The sequence below is a fragment of the Methylobacterium brachiatum genome (assembly GCF_020523825.1).
GTDB classification, from domain to species: Bacteria; Pseudomonadota; Alphaproteobacteria; order Rhizobiales; family Beijerinckiaceae; genus Methylobacterium; species Methylobacterium brachiatum.
In genome coordinates, this window is the sequence record NZ_JAJALK010000006.1 from 1 (window position 1) to 16135 (window position 16135).

Annotated in this window: 15 protein-coding genes and 1 tRNA gene; 8 read left to right on the forward strand and 8 right to left on the reverse strand. The window is 67.2% G+C overall.

From position 1 onward, the window contains the following. Positions 1-391: 391 nt before the first annotated feature. From LGR69_RS15210 to LGR69_RS15220, 3 genes are all read left to right on the forward strand, one after another. Positions 392-1756 (forward strand): MFS family transporter, encoded by a 1365-nt coding sequence (locus tag LGR69_RS15210; protein WP_007568764.1) that lies wholly within the window; start codon positions 392-394, stop codon positions 1754-1756. Between the two features lie 91 nt (positions 1757-1847). After that, positions 1848-3017 (forward strand): alpha/beta hydrolase, encoded by a 1170-nt coding sequence (locus LGR69_RS15215; protein ID WP_230366528.1) that lies wholly within the window; start codon positions 1848-1850, stop codon positions 3015-3017. 55 nt (positions 3018-3072) lie between these two features. Beyond that, positions 3073-3354, forward strand: a complete 282-nt coding sequence (locus LGR69_RS15220; RefSeq protein ID WP_050734557.1) for a DUF2312 domain-containing protein — start codon at positions 3073-3075, stop codon at positions 3352-3354. A gap of 40 nt (positions 3355-3394) precedes the next feature. On the opposite strand, the gene LGR69_RS15225 is transcribed toward LGR69_RS15220, so the two are convergent. Beyond that, on the reverse strand, positions 3395-4384 hold the full coding sequence (locus LGR69_RS15225; RefSeq protein ID WP_230366529.1) for a phosphoribosylaminoimidazolesuccinocarboxamide synthase: 990 nt from the start codon (positions 4382-4384) through the stop codon (positions 3395-3397). A 124-nt stretch (positions 4385-4508) separates the two neighbouring features. After that, positions 4509-6515, reverse strand: coding sequence for a methyl-accepting chemotaxis protein (locus LGR69_RS15230; protein WP_230366530.1), 2007 nt, complete (start codon positions 6513-6515; stop codon positions 4509-4511). Positions 6516-7477: 962 nt separating this feature from the next. On the opposite strand from LGR69_RS15230, the gene LGR69_RS15235 reads away from it, so the two are divergent. Beyond that, positions 7478-8230, forward strand: coding sequence for a Crp/Fnr family transcriptional regulator (locus LGR69_RS15235; protein ID WP_230366531.1), 753 nt, complete (start codon positions 7478-7480; stop codon positions 8228-8230). Positions 8231-8251: 21 nt separating this feature from the next. Here the strand turns inward: LGR69_RS15235 and LGR69_RS15240 are convergent, their stop codons facing one another. From LGR69_RS15240 to LGR69_RS15265, 6 genes are all read right to left on the reverse strand, one after another. Then, positions 8252-8743 carry a PAS domain-containing protein gene (locus LGR69_RS15240; protein ID WP_230366532.1) on the reverse strand — a complete coding sequence of 164 codons (492 nt, stop codon included), beginning with the start codon at positions 8741-8743 and terminating at the stop codon, positions 8252-8254. A gap of 329 nt (positions 8744-9072) precedes the next feature. Beyond that, complete coding sequence (locus tag LGR69_RS15245) at positions 9073-9282, reverse strand: hypothetical protein (protein ID WP_091864281.1); 210 nt, start codon at positions 9280-9282, stop codon at positions 9073-9075. A gap of 134 nt (positions 9283-9416) precedes the next feature. After that, positions 9417-10466: a ketopantoate reductase family protein gene (locus tag LGR69_RS15250; RefSeq protein ID WP_230366533.1), complete on the reverse strand. Its 1050-nt coding sequence runs from the start codon at positions 10464-10466 to the stop codon at positions 9417-9419. Between the two features lie 505 nt (positions 10467-10971). Then, positions 10972-11047, reverse strand: a tRNA-Phe gene (locus LGR69_RS15255). A gap of 106 nt (positions 11048-11153) precedes the next feature. Further along, a complete protein-coding gene (locus LGR69_RS15260) occupies positions 11154-11336 on the reverse strand; it encodes a DNA gyrase inhibitor YacG (RefSeq protein ID WP_007568744.1) in 183 nt (60 codons plus the stop codon). Positions 11337-11347: 11 nt separating this feature from the next. Further along, a complete protein-coding gene (locus LGR69_RS15265) occupies positions 11348-12001 on the reverse strand; it encodes a Maf-like protein (protein WP_007568742.1) in 654 nt (217 codons plus the stop codon). Between the two features lie 391 nt (positions 12002-12392). Here LGR69_RS15265 and LGR69_RS15270 point away from each other — a divergent pair, with 391 nt between their 5' ends. The 4 genes from LGR69_RS15270 (at position 12393) to LGR69_RS15285 (ending at position 16048) form a co-directional block, all read left to right on the forward strand. Continuing rightward, positions 12393-12602 (forward strand): hypothetical protein, encoded by a 210-nt coding sequence (locus LGR69_RS15270; RefSeq protein WP_007568740.1) that lies wholly within the window; start codon positions 12393-12395, stop codon positions 12600-12602. A gap of 162 nt (positions 12603-12764) precedes the next feature. After that, complete coding sequence (locus tag LGR69_RS15275) at positions 12765-13010, forward strand: hypothetical protein (protein ID WP_230366534.1); 246 nt, start codon at positions 12765-12767, stop codon at positions 13008-13010. Positions 13011-13087: 77 nt separating this feature from the next. Next, positions 13088-14590, forward strand: a complete 1503-nt coding sequence (locus LGR69_RS15280; protein ID WP_122161053.1) for a phosphomannomutase/phosphoglucomutase — start codon at positions 13088-13090, stop codon at positions 14588-14590. Between the two features lie 249 nt (positions 14591-14839). Continuing rightward, positions 14840-16048: a polyhydroxyalkanoate depolymerase gene (locus tag LGR69_RS15285; RefSeq protein ID WP_230366535.1), complete on the forward strand. Its 1209-nt coding sequence runs from the start codon at positions 14840-14842 to the stop codon at positions 16046-16048. The last annotated feature ends 87 nt before the right edge of the window (positions 16049-16135 follow it).

Consider the following 16135-nt stretch of genomic DNA (forward strand, 5'->3'; position numbering starts at 1 on the left):
AGGCGCCCGCCGCCGGGCCGGCACCGCCGCCTGCACCGCCGCCGCCGGCCGCCGGACCGCCGCCTCCGCCCGGGCCGCCCTGCGCGAAGGCCGTTGCCGCGCCGGCGATGAGGATGGCGGCTGCCACCGTGTCCCTGAAGATCCGTGTCATGGCGTGTCGTCCCGTTGCCGTTGGCGTGCCTGCAGCACGCGTGCCGGGCCGCAACGGGGTCCCGGGGGAATCCGTTCCGTGCCGGCGCCCGATGGACCCCGAGGGGAAATGACACGGACGCGCGCTGTCCCGGTCAAAGTCCGATCACGGCCTTGCGATCACGGGCACCGCCTGTAACGTCGCGCCCATCGAAGAATAGGCCGGCTGTTACCGGCCGATGAGTCACGCGACGGAGACGCCATGTCCGCCCTGAGGGACGATACGATCGGTATCGCGCCGAGCGCCGCCGACGATGCGGCCGACCGCAAGCGTCGGATCTGGGCGATCGTAGGCTCGTCCTCGGGCAATCTCGTCGAGTGGTACGACTTCTACTGCTACGCGTTCTTCGCGCTCTACTTCGCGCCCGCCTTCTTCCCGAAGGGCGATTCCACCAGCCAGCTCCTCCAGACGGCCGGTATCTTCGCGGTGGGCTTCTTCATGCGCCCGGTGGGCGGCTGGCTGTTCGGGCGCATCGCCGACCGGGTCGGGCGCCGGACCTCGATGGTCGTCTCGGTGCTGATGATGTGCTTCGGCTCGCTTCTGATCGGCATCCTGCCGACCTATGAGCATGTCGGCACGCTGGCGCCCGTGCTGCTGTTGCTGGCGCGCATGCTGCAGGGCCTGTCGGTGGGCGGCGAGTACGGCACCTCGGCGACCTACATGAGCGAGGTGGCGATCAAGGGGAAGCGCGGGTTCTTCGCGTCGTTCCAGTACGTCACCCTGATCGGCGGCCAGCTGCTCGCCTCGCTGGTGCTGGTGCTGCTCCAGACCGTGATGACCGCGGCGGACCTGTCGGCCTGGGGTTGGCGCATCCCGTTCTTCATCGGCGCCGGTCTGGCGGTGGTGGCGCTCTACCTCCGGCGCTCGCTCGCCGAGACCAAGGAAGCCGGCGACAAGGAGAATGCCGGCACCTTCGCCGAGCTGTTCAAGCATTGGCGGGCGTTCTGCGTGGTCCTGGCCTACACGGCCGGCGGATCGTTGAGCTTCTACACCTTCACGACCTACATGCAGAAATACCTGGTCAACACCGCCGGGATGCCGAAGACCTCGGCCTCGCAGGTGATGACCGTGGTTCTGTTCGTCTACATGATCATCCAGCCGCTGTTCGGGGCGCTGTCCGACAAGATCGGCCGCAAGGCGAACATGCTGCTCTACAGCGGGCTCGGCACGCTCATGGTGGTGCCGCTGATGACGGCGCTCGGGACCAACAAGGATCCCTACCTGGCCTTCGCGCTGATCACCCTCGGCCTGTCCGTGGTGTCGTTCTACACCGGCATCAGCGGCATCGTGAAAGCCGAGCTGTTCCCCACCAACGTGCGGGCGCTGGGCGTCGGCCTGTCCTACGCCCTGGCCAATGCCATGTTCGGCGGCACCGCCGAGTTCGTCGCCCTGTGGTTCAAGGATGCCGGCATGGAGAGCACGTTCTTCTGGTACGTTACCGTGCTGATGGCGGTGGCCTTCGTGGGCTCGCTGATCATGCCGAATCCGAAGGTGCACGGCTATCTCGACGGCGCCGGCACCGTGGAAGAGGCGCTCGGGAAAAAGCGCCGCTTCGCCCATGCCTGAAACCGGCCGGCCGGGGGTTCGGCTGGACCGGCTGGTATTCTGTCGCTGATATACCCCCGTCGGACGCGCCAGACGTCCGCGGGAGGATACCATGCTCAAGACCGCCGCTGCCGGCGCTTTGACGCTGTTCTGCCTCGGGGTGGGCTTCAGCCGGGCCGAAGACGCCGGACCGTTCAGGCCCACGCAGCCCGCCGGCTACTTCTTCGTCGGCGGCCGCTACGAGACCGCGAACAGCAAGACCACAGCCCGCGGGCAGATGTTCGTGGAATACCGCGCGCCCGCGCGGATCACGCAGCCCTATCCGGTTGTGATGGTCCACGGCACGGCGCAGACCGGGACCAACTTCCTCGGCACGCCCGACGGACGGCCCGGCTGGGCCGACCGCTTCGCCGCCAAGGGCTTTGCGGTCTACGTGGTCGATCAGGTCGGGCGAGGCCGCTCGGGCGGCGACGCCGAGATCTACGGCCCCTATGCGCGCCTGCCCATGGAGGATCTCGAGACGGTCTTCACCGGGCAAGAGCGGTCGGCGCTCTACCCGCAGGCGAAGCTGCACACCCAATGGCCGGGCGGTCCGGGCCTGCGCGGCAACGCCGCCTTCGACCAGTTCTACCGCTCGCAGGTGCCCTATATCGCGAGCGCCCTGAAGAGCGAGGAGCTGGTCGATCCGGCGCTGATCGCGCTCCTGGAAAAGATCGGGCCGGCGATCGTCCTGACCCATTCGCAAGCCGGCGTGTTCGGCTGGGCGGTCTCGGACCAGCGGCCGGACCTCGTGAAGGCGCATGTCGCCGTCGAGCCGAACGGGCCGACCTTCTTCGACATCAAGTTCAAGGGCGGCGCCGAATGGTATGAGCGGGTCGGCGACGCCCGGGCCCGCCCCTACGGCATCACCCGGGTGCCGCTGCAATTCGAGCCGCCGGTGAGCGGCCCTGCGGACTTGACCGTGGTTCAGGCCGAGCACGCTTCCGGGCCGGACCGGATCCGCTGCTGGCTGCAGGTGGAGCCCGCCCGCGCCCTGCCGAACCTGGCCAAGGTGCCGGCCGTGATCGTGACCGCGGAGGCCTCGTTCCGGGCGACCATGGACGATTGCACGGCGGCGTTCCTCACCCAGGCGGGCGCCAAGCCGGACCGGCTGGCGCTGGCCGAGCACGGCATCCACGGCAACGGCCACATGATGATGCTGGAATCGAACAGCGATCAGGTTGCGGACGCGATCGTCGGGTGGATCGAGACGCGGATCGGCGCCGGCCAACCCCGGCCTTAACCCCCTGCTTACCCTCTGCCGCGAGGGTGGCCCCCGTCATACGACGAGGCTTTGCATGACCGACATGACCGACACCGTGGGCGTCGCGGGCGACCGCATCCGCTCGATCATCGAGCGCGTGGAACGGCTGGAGGAGGAGATCAAGGACCTGATGGAGGCGAAGAAGGAGATCTTCGCCGAGGCCAAGGGCGAAGGCCTGGACGTCAAGATCCTCAAGGAGATCCTGAAGATCCGCAAGCAGGACAAGGACGAGCGCGACGAGCACGAGACGCTGCTCGACGTCTACCTGCGGGCCATGGATGCGCCCGCCCCGGCGCCGATCAAGGCGGCCGCCTGACGCGACCTTAGGGGACGGCGCGCTATGCGCCGTCCCGCCCTCAGCGGATCGGCTCGGCCGCCAGATAGGCGGCGATGTTGCGCCGGACGCGATCGAGCGGCGCCTCGCCCGGATCGGGCAGCGTGAAGCGCGCGCCGGTGATCGTCTCGTAGGCGCGTATATAGACCGCGGCGGTTTCCAGAACGACGTCCGCCGGGATCTCGGGGATCGGGTCCTTGTAGGGATCGCACCGGGCCACGACCCAGTTGCGCACGAAATCCTTGTCGAAGCTCTCCGGCGCGGCGCCGGCTTCGAAGCGCTCAGGGTAGCTCTGCGCGAACCAGTAGCGGCTGCTGTCCGGCGTGTGGATCTCGTCGGCCAGGACGATCCGACCCTCCGGATCGGTGCCGAACTCGTATTTCGTATCCGCCAGGATCAGCCCCCGCTCCGCCGCCAGTTCCTGGCCGCGGGCGAACAGCGCCAGGGCCGCCTCGGACACGGTCCGCCACTGCTCCGGGCTGAGCAGCTTGCGCTCCAGGATCTCGGCCTCGGTCAGCGGCTCGTCGTGGCCGCCGTCGAACGCCTTGGTGGTCGGCGTGATCACGGCCTGCTCCAGGCGCTCGTTCGGGCGCATCCCGTCCGGGAAGCGATGCCCGTACATCTCCCGCTCGCCGGCCCGGTAGCGCGTGAGCACCGAGGTCGAGGTCGTACCCGCGAGGTAGCCGCGCACGACCACCTCCACGGGCAGGATCTCCAGGCGGCGGCCGACCACGACGTTCGGGTCCGGATAGGCGAGGACGTGGTTCGGGCAGAGGTCGGACGTGCGCTCGAACCAGTAGCGGGCGGTCTGCGTGAGCACCTGGCCCTTGAACGGGATCGCGGCGAGCGCCCGGTCGAAGGCGCTGATCCGGTCCGAGGTGATCAGGATGCGCCGCCCGTCCGGCAGGTCGTAATTGTCCCGGACCTTGCCGCGGTAATGGTTCGGCAGCTCGGGCAGGGTCGCCTCGCGCAGGACCTGATGGGCGTGCGGGGTGAGATCTGCCGTGTTCATCGGACCGTTCCGTCAGGGCTGCACGGCGACCGCGCCGCTCCGCGTGTGTGCGCGGACGCGGCGGAGATTTCCAGCCCCCGCCGCGGCCTTTACCCCGGCGCCGCGAAGCCCCGGGGCGCGTCGCTCAGGCGGCGCGAACCGTGTGGAGGAAGCGCTCGACCTCGGCAGCGAGGTGCTCGGACTGGCGCGACAGCTCCGAGGCTGCATCCAGGACCTGATCCGCGGCGGCGCCGGTCTCCTCGGCGGCACCGGCCACGCCCGCGATGTTGCTGGTCACCGTGCCGGTCCCTTCCGCCGCCTGGGCGACGTTGCGGATGATCTCCTGCGTCGCTGCGCCCTGCTCCTCCACCGCCGCAGCGATGCTCGACGCCACGCCGTTGATCTCCTGGATGCGGGCCGTGATCGAACCGATTGCCGACACCGCCTGCTTGGTGGAGGCTTGGACCTGTGCGATCTGTCCGGCGATCTCCTCCGTCGCCTTCGCGGTCTGCTCGGCCAAGGCCTTCACCTCGGAGGCGACTACCGCGAAGCCCCGGCCGGCCGCGCCGGCCCGGGCCGCCTCGATCGTGGCGTTGAGGGCGAGCAGGTTGGTCTGCGCGGCGATCGACGTGATCAGCCCAACCACGTCGCCGATGCGGGAAACGGTGACGCTCAGCTCCTCCACGAAGATCACGGTCTGCCCGGCCTCGTCGACGGCGCCCTGGGCGAGCCGCGCGGACCCATCCACCTGCCGGCCGATCTCCTGCACCGACGAGCCGAGCTCTTCGGAGGCGGCCGCCACGGTGTTGACGTTGGACGCGGCCCGTCCGGCCGCCGCCGCCGCGGCGTCGGACTGGACCGAGGTCCGGCCGGCCATGGTCGACATCGCGCCCGCGGTCGCCTGCAGCTCGGTGGCCGAGGACGACACCATGCCGATGATGCCGCCGACCGCCTGTTCGAACGCCTGGGCCATCTGGCGCATGCCGGCCTTGCGCTGTTCCTCGGCGGTGGCACGCGCTTGCGCGGCTTCCGCCTCAAGAGCCCCGGTAAGGATCAGGTTGTCCTTGAACACCTGAACGGCCGCCGCCATAGCGCCGATCTCGTTCTTCGTCTCGGTATCGGGGACGCGGATTTCGGTATCCCCGTTCGCGATACGACTCATCACCTGCGCCATCCTGCGGATCGGCATCGAGACCTTGCGGATGCACAGGACGATCACGCCGGCGCAGACCGCCAGCACGGAGAGGCCGATCAGAAGGTACACGAACAGGCGCGTCCGCGCCGCCGCAATGCGCTGCTCGATCTGCTCGGACACGAGATCGAACAGGCGCTCGCGCAGCTCGATAATCGATTGCATAGCCGGCACATACTGGTCGGCGAACTTCTTGACCGTCAGGTCGGAAGGATGTCCGGCAACGGTCTGGTCGACGATCCCGGCGGCCAGCCGCTGGCCCCCCTCCACGTACTTGTCCTGCAGGGTTCGGATGAGCGCGTCGACATGGGCATCGTCGCCGATCTTGCCACGTGCCAGCAGCATCTGGCGGATCTGGGCGTCGACCTGTCCGCTCAGTCGGTTGTATTGGCCGATCTCACTCGCCGTCATCGGGCGCTTGCCAACAAGGGCCGCAGTGAACACCGAGCCGATCTGACCGGCGAAATCGCGCAACTCGGTGGCGGTCCGCGTCAACGTCAGCCATGAGCCCAGTCGCGAATCGGCCGTGACCGCCATGTCGTCCGCGGCGTTCAGAGCCGCGTCCAGGCGGGGCGGAACGGCGATCAGCGCGTTCACGACCCCGGTGACCTCATCCGGACGCCGCTGCGCCAGGGGCAACGCGGTCAAGGCCTGGATCCGCTGGCGCGCCGCGCCGAGCGCGCGTGTCGCCTCTCCTACGGCGCCCGACGCCTGGACTTGCCATTGTCCCGGCAGGGCCGATGTGGCCGAGGTGGCGGCGCGCAACGCCGCGTCGGTCTGGCCGCGGATGTCAGCCAGCGCCTGTTCGGTCGGGGTGGGCATGGGCAGCTCGCTCCCCAGCGCGGCGTTGGACGGGCCTCGCTCCTGCGAGATCCGCGTCGACGCCGCGAGCACCGTCCGGGCGGTCGAGACGCCGACCCGGGCCTGCACGCTGTTCAGATAATCAGCGCGCTCTCGCAAGATGACTTGGCTGGTGACCGCGAGACAGACAGCACTGATTGACGTCGTGACAAGAATAATCAAATCGAAATTTTCAAAGAACCCTCCTGATCAGAAATTTTTTAAGTTTGATCGCTTCAAAAAATATCACGACCGCCGTTGAATGATCGCCCCTAAAAATCAATCACTCGATCAGATAAAACGCGTCATTATTTTGTAATTAAAATATTTGGTAAAAATAATATCGGATACCGATCTGACTTAATTAATGCAGTGCTATAAATTATTGTTTCAGATTTACGCAAAAAACTCTATTCACTGAACGTAACAGACGGATGACCTGACGAGTGAAGCAGGGAAACATGTTAATTCGTTGCACAACCAGTTCACTCGGACGTGATTGCGCCTCTCAAGTTGAGGCCGGGCATCCGTATATCGCCCGTCCGACCAGCGCCGACCTCTGTTCTGTTGAGACCAACCTCCCAGTGCCAGTCTAATTCTGAGAGGGCCAGATGTGCATCCTGCGCATTGACCACCGGGAGGCGACACCATGCCAAAGCCAGGATCCCGTCTGCGATTGCCGGATCGGCCAGCGACCGATGAAGACCGGAGACAGCGCCATCGGCGGCCGCAGCAGCGATGCCAGGCATCGCATCGCTGCTGCGGCCTCCCCGGATAGACGAGGATCCCTGGACCTGCCGCAGTCCGGTCAGAATCAAAGCGCGGCGCTGCCGAAGACGGGCCAATCGACGATCAGCGCATACAGCGAGCCCAGACTTCGTTTCATGGACCAAGATTTCCAGAGGTCCGCATCGCCGAGCCCCCTCATGAGTGTGCACTTCCATACAATTTTAAGCCGTGAGTAGCAGTGTTGCGCTGTGGCTCGGGCGCAGGGTTGCTGCTATGCCGGGCCTGCAACAGCTCTCGACCCTGAGAGCTGATGGCGGCGGGATCGCGTGCACTCGCCGGCAGGCGGGGGAGCGATGACGGGACCTTCTCAACACACCGGCAAGCACCCGTTCGTTCGCAAGATCGAGAGCATCGCCCTTTTCACGCTGACGGAAGACGAGCGGGCCGCGCTGCATGCCCTGCCGATGCAGGTGTCTCAGTTCGAGCCCTACCAGGACATCGTGCGCGAGGGGGATCGCCCGGCGCGCTGCTTCGCCCTGCTGGAGGGCATTGCCTGCACCTACAAGACGACACAGAGCGGCAAGCGTCAGGTGATGGCGTATCACGTCGCCGGAGACATACCCGACATCCAGAGCCTGCACCTCAAGGTGCTCGACATCAGCATCGCCACCATCAATCCCTGCAAGGTCGGCTTCGTCCAGCACGACGCCGTGCGGGCGCTCCTGCGGGCATTTCCACGATTGGGCGATGCCCTGTGGCGCACGACGCTGATCGATGCCGCCATGGTGCGGGAGTGGATGCTCAACACCGGTCGCCGGGATGCCTATGCCCGCATGGCCCATCTCTTCTGCGAATTGGTCACGCGGTTCGGCGTCGTCGGGCTCGCCCCGGATCGGAGTTGCGAGATGCCGATGATCCAGCCGGAACTGGCGGACGCTCTCGGGATCACGCCGGTTCACGTCAACCGCACGATCCGCGAATTGAAGGAAGCCGGGTTGATCACGCTGCGCAGCCGGCGCCTGATCGTCCACGATTGGGAGGGCCTGAAGGCGGCGGCCGAGTTCGACCCGGCCTACCTGCACCTCACCGACCCGGACGAGATCTAAGCCGCCCGACGCCCGCTGCCATCAGTTCATGTGCGCGCGACGGGTGCGCCGTTCCTGCTCGGCGAGCCTGCGCCCGAGATCGAGCAGCAGCGCTTCGGCGCGCGCCTTGAGCGCGGGATCCTGAAGCTCGCAGATCGCCCGATGCGCCGCCATGGCGAAGTCGGCCGCGCGCTCGAGCGGCGGCTCGCCGCGCAGGTCCGCAACCTCCGCGGGACCGGCCTGCATCTCGCCCATCCGCACGTCGGTGATATCCACGATGATGCCGCTGCCGCTGACCGGCCGCCCCCGGTGATCGAACAGGAAGCGGCCCCGACCCAGCACCCAGCGGGTCACGCCGTCGGCGGAGCGGACCCGATATTCGATCGCGTAGAGACCGCCATCCCGACCGCCCCGGCGAACCAGCGCGAGGACGCGGTCGCGGTCGTCCGGGTGGATGGCGTTCACGAAGGTTCCGAGCGGAAGGCCGGCCTCGGCCTCCTCCGGGTCCACGTTGAACAGAAGCGCGACGAACATGTCGGCCTGGATGCAATCGGAGGCTGCATCCCACGACCAGTTGCCGATGACATCCAGGGCGTCGAGAGCACCCTGGAATGCCCCTGATAAGGTCCGATATTCAGGTGACTTCGGTTTAGGCATTGCAGGTCTGGTTCCGGACCGGACTCGATCCTGGTTTAGTTCTTCATATCACAACTTCAAGGATTCGTGTTGCCTATGTACGCAACTTTTGCGTGTTTGTAACCGATTTTGTCTGGACGGATCAGTGCGATACCGGCCCGCCCGTTGCCTTACCCATCGGAGCTTCGCGGACGGGCCGCGCCCGAGCACGGAGCCGCCCACAGAGATCAGCCCGTCCCGGTATTCGGCCGGCCCAACCGCTCGGCCTCCGCGCGCCACGCGTCGCGCTCGGCCTGAACCGACTCGATCCGGGCATGCAGATGACCGGCATCGATCGCCGTCTCCATCAGCATGTCCTGGGCAGCGGCCAACTGGGCGCGCAACTCGGCATTCTCAGTGGCCAGAGCCAGCAGAAGAGCGGCCACGTCATCGCCCATCCATGCGCCTCGCCTCCCGCATCCGAGCGGGCGCATCTACCTGGGCCGGAGCCCGGCCACAACCGTATCCGGCAAACGATCGGGGCCCAGCGGGATCGGGGCCGTGCCGGGCCGCCGATCCGCGCCAGGCGCGATCAGCCCTCGATCACCCGCTCGTCGAGCTTGCGATCGACGATCTGCACCGTGCGGTCGATCTCGGCATCCGGGGTGCCGAGCTGATGCGAGATCAGCTTCACCAGGAGGTCGACGCGCTCGATGAACGGGGTGCCGTTCGCTACGGCGCGCGCGGCCGAGGAAGGCTTGAGCAGGCTTTCTGCGGCCTTGGCGTATTTCTCGAACGGCACCTGGTCCTGCGGGTCCGCGCCCAGACGCCGGGCAATGCCGTCCACATGCTCGTAGATGGCCCGCGACTTGGCGAGATCGCCGTGCACCGCGTCGCGGATCGATTGCGGCTCCTGCGGGGTGATGCAGCGGTAATTGCCGGTGAGCAGCATCGACCATTTCGCGAGCGGGACGAACAGCGAATCGAACACCTTGAGCTTCACCGGCACGTCCTGGCCGTCGAGGCGGACGGCGTCGATATCGGCCTCCAGCTCGCGCAGCAGGCGGTTATGCGCCTCGTCCGCGAAGGTCGCGGCCTTGAAGTTCGTCGGGAGGCCGACATGGAGCACGTTCGCGCCCTCCTCCGGCGGCCGGAAGGCCTGCGGATCGGGCGAGCAGAGCGAGACCAGGCCGGGCTCGAACCGGTCCCAGACGCCGGCATTGGTGTAGGCGTCCTCGAGATCCATCGCCGCCAGCGCCGGGATCCGCTTGAGATAGGGCAGCGGCGGCATGTTCATGATCGACAGGCACGGCAGCTTCGCCGCCGCGATCTTGATCATCAGCACCCGGATCGTGTGGTTGTTGTACTGCGGCTCCTGCATGGCGAGGCCGACCAGGTCGTAGCGCGACGGGTCGATATCCTCGGGCGGCGCGGCGTCCAGGGTGCCGGGCAGGTCGCGGGACAGGATCGCGCGGTGGTTCGGCTCGTCCCGCAGCTTGATGCGGACCTCTGTCCCCTCCTGGTTGATCAGATCGGCGGTCTTGCGGCGGCAGACCAGGGTCACGTTGTGACCGGCCATCAGGAGCTTCGTCGCCAGCAGGGAGCCGTACGAGGCTCCCAGGATCAGGATGTTGCGCGGCATGCTTCGACTCCCACAAGACGTCTTCGTTTTATCGGCTGCGCGCCCGTATGGCGTACGGGTTCAGGCTGTCCGCATGCCGGCTCCGGCCATGTCCTTGGCACGGTAACGAAGCTTGTCCTGGGATGCCACTCGGTTGGTATACCAAAAAATTTGTCGGCATCCGTGAGTCTGATTTGCGTCGGGCGACCGCTGGCGCCGGATCGTAGCGCGGGCAATCGATCAAGCCGGACCGTTTCGCCGCAATGGGCGCCCCATCGCCGACACCCGTCGCCTACCGTTCAATCCGCGGCTGGCAAGAGGACGCATCAGTGCCGCTGGGACGCATGAAAGGTCCGCGCCGATGCCATCGAATCCTGGGTTGAGCGCGTAATGCGCCTCTCGATCGATTGCTTATCGAAAGACGTGTTGGAACAGCCCAAACGCAGCCCATCGGCTACGCCGTTCTGATCGTTTTACCAAGGCCGCAGATTTTAAGTTCAGCACCATCGACCGCCTAGCGGGATGATGGTGCCCAGGGGCGGAATCGAACCACCGACACTGCGATTTTCAGTCGCATGCTCTACCAACTGAGCTACCTGGGCGACGTCCGCGCCGCCGTGGGCCTCGGACGCCGCGGGGTATAGTAGGGAGTTTGCGGCCTGTCCAGCCTTGCCGTGACATCGGAATGACGCCGGCAGCGGAAAAATTTTAGCGCTCCGGATCCGGCTCCGGGGGCGGCGCATCGGGATCGAGTTCCTCCGGGATCGCGTAGCGCTCGTTCAGCCAGCGGCCGAGGTCGACATCGGCGCAGCGCTGCGAGCAGAAGGGCCGGAACTCCTCGGTCGACGGCTTCCGGCAGATCGGACAGGCGGGGCGGCGCTCGCGGCTCACGGGCGCGTCGCTCACGCCAGGCTGCCCCAGCCCGCACGGACGGGGTAGCCCTCGCCGTCGAGGAGGCTCATGGTCTCGTAGAGCGGCAGGCCGACCACGGCGCTGTAGGAGCCGACGAGCTTCACCACGAAGGCGCCGGCCAGGCCCTGGATCGCGTAGCCGCCGGCCTTGCCGCGCCATTCGCCCGAGGCGAGGTACCCCTGGATGTCGCGGCCAGAGAGGCGCTTGAAGCGCACGCGGGTCTCGACGATCCGCTCCCGGCGGCCGTTCGGCGACAGCAGGCAGATCGCGGTGAACACCCGGTGCGGACGCCCCGATAGCAGGCGCAGGCAATCGGCCGCCTCGTCCGGCCCCTCGGCCTTGGGCAGGACCCGCCGCCCGACCGCCACCACCGTGTCGGCCGCCAGCAGCCAGGTCGGGATCTTCTGGTCCTGATGGTGCAGTGCGGCCTCGGCGGCGGCGAGCTTGGTGCGCGCGAGGCGACGGGCCAGCTCCCGCGGCGGCTCGGCCTTGCGCGGCGTTTCGTCGATATCGGCCGGCAGAAGCGAATCCGGCTCGATGCCGATCTGCTGCAGCAGCGCCAGGCGGCGGGGCGAGCCGGAGGCCAGCACGAACCGAGTGGTCGGCCCCTGCGTCGCCCCGATCGCTTCAGGTGTCGCGTCCATGATGTTCCGCTCGCACGTTAGGCGGAGAGCGATACCGGTCGGCCGGGCCCGCGCCGCAGCGCGGATGATCGCGCGAAGGGGCGGCGCATCCCTCTTCCGCCGGGACCGTCTCGATCTCCCCCGCCTGATAAGGGATGGGGTCGGGCTTGTGAACCGGACGGATCGGCGCCCGGCATGACTCGCGATGACCGGACTTTATCGTGCCGAATAGCACCAAGATAAGGGTTCATGGCAACCACCGCTGTCGAAAACTTCCGGTGCAGCGACACATCTATCCGCCGAAGGCTTTGTTTGGCCGGCTCAAGAATATGGCAAGGTTTCGCCGCGGTTCGTAACCGGACATTAACCAAACCGGCGGGAGTGTACCGGCACCGAAACGGGGTCGAAACCGATGCTCAACGCTGATCCGCTCGTGGCACGCCCGAAGCTCGTGAGCGCGGCGCTGCTCGCGCAGGCGCTCGACGGCCTGAGGCCGCAGGTCCGGTCGTCGGCGGAGATGTGGCGCGCGCTGACGGATCACTACGTCGTCGACCTAGACGATGTCGCGGCTCTCCTCCCGGCGATCGAGCCGGAGACGCAATGGCTTCCGACCCGGGACTGAGCCCGGCGAAATCACTTTCTTCTGTGCTATCCGCCGCGGCTGGCATGCGGCATGCAACCGGACTTCGGAACAGGCGAGGAAACACCCAGGCAACGACAACGCGGCGGCTCGGACGCCAGAGCACCCCGCGGACCTTTCGATCCATCGAAGCCGAGGTCCGTCATGTCCGACTTGCTGTCCGTTGCCCTGGTCTGTGCCGGCACCCTGCAGGCACAGGATTGCTCCCGCGACACCGCCCTCGACATCATCGTCTCGCCCGCGCACTCGCCGATGGAGTGCCTGATGCACGCCCAGATTCTGGCGGCCCAGGCGGGCCTGCCCGGCGGCGGCGACCGCTACCTCAAGATCGCCTGCGAGCCTCGCCGGACCGAGGCCACGCCGGTCCCGTCGCTGCGCCGCGCCTCGTGAGGCGGGCAGAGCTTCCCCCGGGACGGATGTTTCGCTAGGGCCAGGGTAGATCTGAGGTCGTAGCGGAGCAAGACGCGATGTTTCCCAAGCCTGAAGCGGACCTGGTGCCGAACACCTTCGCGTTCGAGCAGCTGCCGCTGGTCAAGCCGACGGGCTTCCGCGAATACGATGCGCGCTGGCTGTTCCCGCAGGACATCAACCTGATGGGCGTCCAGGCGCTCGGCCTCGGCATCGGCACGCTCGTGCACGAGATGGGCGTGCGCCCCGACATCGTCACGGGCCACGATTTCCGCAGCTACTCCTCCTCGATCAAGCTGGCGCTGATCGCCGGCATGCAGGCGGCGGGGCTGCGGGTGAAGGATATCGGCCTGGCGCTGTCGCCGATGGCGTATTTCGGCCAGTTCGCCCTGGACTGCCCGTGCGTGGCCATGGTCACGGCCTCGCACAACGACAACGGCTGGACCGGCGTGAAGATGGGCGCCAACCGCCCGATGACCTTCGGGCCCGAGGAGATGACCCGGCTCAAGGAGATCGTGCTCGGCGGGACCTACCAGTACCGCGACGGCGGCGCCTACGAGTTCGTCGAAGGCTTCGCCGAGACCTACCTGAAGGACCTGAAGTCCCGGGCAAAGCCACTGACCCGCAAGCTGAAGGTCGTGGCCGCCTGCGGCAACGGCACGGCCGGCGCTTTCGCGCCGCGCCTGCTGGAGGCCCTCGGCGTCGAGGTCGTGCCGCTGGATGTCGACCCCGATTACACCTTCCCGCGCTACAATCCGAACCCGGAAGACATGGAGATGCTTCACGCCATCGCGCACGCGGTGAAGGAGCACGGCGCCGATGTCGGCCTGGGCTTCGACGGCGATGGCGACCGCTGCGGCGTGGTGGACAACGAGGGCGAGGAGATCTTCGCCGACAAGATCGGCGTGATGCTGGCGCGCGACCTCGGCAAGCTCCATCCCGGCTCCACCTTCGTGGTCGATGTGAAGTCCACCGGGCTCTACCACACCGACCCGGAGTTGCAGGCCCAGGCGATCAAGACCGATTACTGGAAGACCGGCCACAGCTACATCAAGCGGCGGGTGAACGAGCTCGGCGCGCTGGCGGGCTTCGAGAAGTCCGGGCACTTCTTCTTCAACGAGCCGATCGGGCGCGGCTACGATGACGGCCTGCTCACCGCCATCGCGGTGCTGGAGATGCTGGACCGCAACCCCGGCCGGTCCATGGCCGACCTCTACCGGGCCCTGCCGAAAACCTGGGGCTCGCCGACCATGTCGCCCCATTGCGCCGACGACGTGAAGTACGGCGTGGTCGAGACCGTGACCGAGCGGTTCAAGGCCATGAAGGCCGCGGGCGAGCCGATCGCCGGCTCGAAGATCGTCGATCTTGTCACCGTGAATGGCGTGCGCATCACCACCGAGGACGGGACCTGGGGCCTGGTGCGCGCCTCGTCCAACAAGCCCGAGCTGGTCGTGGTGATCGAGAGCCCGGCCTCGGAGGCGCGCCTGCACGCGATGTTCAAGGCGGTCGACGCGGTCCTGCGCGAGAATACCGAGGTCGGCGCTTACAACCAGACGATCTGAGCCGGGTCGCTTCCGAAACCAGCCCCCGCGCGCCGGCCTCGCCGCGCGCGGGGCGCCAATTTAGAATTGGTGCATCAAAGCCACGGCCTTCGCTTTCCGATCGGCCTGCAACCTTTGGACAGTTGCGGCCTCCGGGCGGCGGGCAGATGCTCTCCGGCCATGCTGATGCAGTCCCCATCCCGGCATCCGCCCGAGTTTGCCGTCCCGATCGCCCGCGTGTCGGGCCGGGCGCCCGCGAGTGCCCGCCCGATGCTGTACGATGCGTTCGACCTCCAGACCGACCTCGCCGCCCAGACCCGGGCCTGGGGTCGGATGCTGAACGACGCCTGGTCGCCCTGGATCCGCTGGAGCGAGCCCGCCCGGTGGATGTCGGCCAATGCCCGCATGATGATGCGCGCCGGACTGACCTTCGCGCGGCCCGCCTACGGGATCGAAGCGGTCGACGTCGGCAACCGAAGCGTGCCGGTCCGCGAGGAGGCCGTCGAGGTCACGCCGTTCGGCACCCTGCTCCACTTCAAGAAGGACATCCACACCGAGCAGCCCAAGGTGCTGATGGTCGCGCCGCTGTCGGGCCATTTCGCCACGCTGCTGCGCGCCACCGTGCGCACGATGCTGCCCGACCACGACGTCTACATCACCGACTGGCACAACGCCCGGGACATCCCGGTCTCGGCGGGCCGGTTCGGCTTCGACGAGTACGTCGCCCACCTGGTCCAGTTCCTCCAGACCATGGGCGAGGGCTCGCACGTGGTCGCCGTCTGCCAGCCGGCCGTGCAGGCGCTGGTCGCCGCCGCCGTCATGGCACAGGCGAAGGATGCGGCGGCGCCGCGCAGCATGACCCTGATGGCCGGGCCGGTGGATTGCCGGATCAACCCGACCGGCGTGAACGAGCTCGCGACCTCGAAGCCGATCGAATGGTTCGAGAAGAACCTGATCGCCACGGTCCCGGCGCGCCACAAGGGTGCCGGCCGCCGGGTCTATCCGGGCTTCGTGCAGGTCTCGGCGTTCATGTCGATGAACACGAAGCGCCACGTCCAGGGCCACACCGACCTGTTCTGGCACATGGCCAACGGTGAGGATTCCAAGGCCGAGGCGATCGAGACCTTCTACGACGAGTATTTCGCCGTCCTCGACCTCGCGGCCGAGTTCTACCTGGAGACCGTCAAGACGGTGTTCCAGGACTACACCCTCGCCAAGAACGAGCTCCGCTACCGCGGCGCGCCGATCGACCTCGGAGCGATCCGGCGCACGGCGCTGATGACCGTCGAGGGCGAGCGCGACGACATCTGCGCCCCCGGCCAGACCATGGCGGCCCACGACCTCTGCACCGGGCTCGCGCCGTATATGCGGTCGCACCACCTCCAGGCCGGCGTCGGCCATTACGGCGTCTTCGCCGGCAAGCGCTGGGAGACGCAGATCTACCCGCAAGTGCGCAACTTCATCCAGGCGCATAACTGATTGGCTGACCCGGCTCCGGTCGCGCCGATTTGACCCGCCGACCGGCGCGGCCCACCATGCTAGCCTCTGATCGTCGGAGCCCGGATT